1 rRNA gene and 1 other annotated feature (1 of these 2 only partly in view) are annotated in these 2,684 nt (G+C 57.0%); the gene reads left to right on the forward strand.

The features are described 5' to 3' along the window. Window positions 1-2,474, forward strand: a sequence feature (most likely nonfunctional fraction of RNA operon); it begins 1,729 nt to the left of the window's first position. A 93-nt stretch (window positions 2,475-2,567) separates the two neighbouring features. Next, window positions 2,568-2,684, forward strand: a 5S ribosomal RNA gene (gene rrf, locus ACFWJX_RS40595).

Here is a 2,684-nt window from a genome sequence, read left to right on the forward strand (position 1 = left end):
CAGTCGTGACTGCGTGCCTTTTGAAGAATGAGCCTGCGAGTTTGCGGTGTGTTGCGAGGTTAACCCGAGTGGGGTAGCCGTAGCGAAAGCGAGTCCGAACAGGGCGGTTGAGTAGCACGCTCAAGACCCGAAGCGGAGTGATCTAGCCATGGGCAGGTTGAAGCGGCTGTAAGAGGTCGTGGAGGACCGAACCCACCAGGGTTGAAAACCTGGGGGATGACCTGTGGTTAGGGGTGAAAGGCCAATCAAACTCCGTGATAGCTGGTTCTCCCCGAAATGCATTTAGGTGCAGCGTCGTGTGTTTCTTGCCGGAGGTAGAGCACTGGATAGGCGATGGGCCCTACCGGGTTACTGACCTTAGCCAAACTCCGAATGCCGGTAAGTGAGAGCGCGGCAGTGAGACTGTGGGGGATAAGCTCCATGGTCGAGAGGGAAACAGCCCAGAGCATCGACTAAGGCCCCTAAGCGTACGCTAAGTGGGAAAGGATGTGGAGTCGCACAGACAACCAGGAGGTTGGCTTAGAAGCAGCCACCCTTGAAAGAGTGCGTAATAGCTCACTGGTCTAGTGATTCCGCGCCGACAATGTAGCGGGGCTCAAGCGTACCGCCGAAGTCGTGTCATTGCAGCATATACGCCCAACGGCGGCTGTGATGGGTAGGGGAGCGTCGTGTGCCGGGTGAAGCAGCCGCGGAAGCGAGTTGTGGACGGTTCACGAGTGAGAATGCAGGCATGAGTAGCGATACAAACGTGAGAAACGTTTGCGCCGATTGACTAAGGGTTCCTGGGTCAAGCTGATCTGCCCAGGGTAAGTCGGGACCTAAGGCGAGGCCGACAGGCGTAGTCGATGGATAACCGGTTGATATTCCGGTACCCGCTGTGAAGCGTCAAACACTGAACCAGGCGATGCTAAGTCCGTGAAGCCGTTCCGGACCCTTCGGGGAAAGGAAAGTGGTGGAGCCGACGGACCAGACTTGCAGTAGGTGAGTGATGGGGTGACGCAGGAAGGTAGTCCATCCCGGGCGGTGGTTGTCCCGGGGTAAGGGTGTAGGGCGAACGGTAGGCAAATCCGCCGTTCATGTGCCTGAGACCTGATGCCGAGCCGATTGTGGTGAAGTGGATGATCCTATGCTGTCGAGAAAAGCCTCTAGCGAGTTTCATGGCGGCCCGTACCCTAAACCGACTCAGGTGGTCAGGTAGAGAATACCGAGGCGTTCGGGTGAACTATGGTTAAGGAACTCGGCAAAATGCCCCCGTAACTTCGGGAGAAGGGGGGCCATCACTGGTGAGAGCACTTGCTGCTCGAGCTGGGGGTGGCCGCAGAGACCAGCGAGAAGCGACTGTTTACTAAAAACACAGGTCCGTGCGAAGCCGTAAGGCGATGTATACGGACTGACGCCTGCCCGGTGCTGGAACGTTAAGGGGACCGGTTAGTGCGCTTTCGGGCGTGCGAAGCTGAGAACTTAAGCGCCAGTAAACGGCGGTGGTAACTATAACCATCCTAAGGTAGCGAAATTCCTTGTCGGGTAAGTTCCGACCTGCACGAATGGCGTAACGACTTCTCGACTGTCTCAACCATAGGCCCGGTGAAATTGCACTACGAGTAAAGATGCTCGTTTCGCGCAGCAGGACGGAAAGACCCCGGGACCTTTACTATAGTTTGATATTGGTGTTCGGTTCGGCTTGTGTAGGATAGGTGGGAGACTGTGAAGCTTGGACGCCAGTTCAGGTGGAGTCGCCGTTGAAATACCACTCTGGTCGTGCTGGATGTCTAACCTGGGTCCGTGATCCGGATCAGGGACAGTGTCTGATGGGTAGTTTAACTGGGGCGGTTGCCTCCTAAAGAGTAACGGAGGCGCCCAAAGGTTCCCTCAGCCTGGTTGGCAATCAGGTGTTGAGTGTAAGTGCACAAGGGAGCTTGACTGTGAGACCGACGGGTCGAGCAGGGACGAAAGTCGGGACTAGTGATCCGGCGGTGGCTTGTGGAAGCGCCGTCGCTCAACGGATAAAAGGTACCCCGGGGATAACAGGCTGATCTTCCCCAAGAGTCCATATCGACGGGATGGTTTGGCACCTCGATGTCGGCTCGTCGCATCCTGGGGCTGGAGTCGGTCCCAAGGGTTGGGCTGTTCGCCCATTAAAGCGGTACGCGAGCTGGGTTTAGAACGTCGTGAGACAGTTCGGTCCCTATCCGCTGCGCGCGCAGGAACATTGAGAAGGGCTGTCCCTAGTACGAGAGGACCGGGACGGACGAACCTCTGGTGTGCCAGTTGTCCTGCCAAGGGCATGGCTGGTTGGCTACGTTCGGGAGGGATAACCGCTGAAAGCATCTAAGCGGGAAGCCTGCTTCGAGATGAGTGTTCCCACCCACTAGATGGGGTAAGGCTCCCAGTAGACGACTGGGTTGATAGGCCAGATGTGGAAGCCCTGTAAGGGGTGAAGCTGACTGGTACTAATAGGCCGAGGGCTTGTCCTCAGTTGCTCGCGTCCACTGTGTTGGTTCTGAAACCACGAACAGCCCCACGTTCCCACAGAGCGTGGTGCGGCAGGTTCGACAGTTTCATAGTGTTTCGGTGGTTATAGCGTGAGGGAAACGCCCGGTTACATTCCGAACCCGGAAGCTAAGCCTTACAGCGCCGATGGTACTGCAGGGGGGACCCTGTGGGAGAGTAGGACGCCGCCGAAC

This window comes from Streptomyces sp. NPDC058335 (assembly GCF_042723915.1).
Lineage (GTDB): Bacteria > Actinomycetota > Actinomycetes > Streptomycetales > Streptomycetaceae > Streptomyces.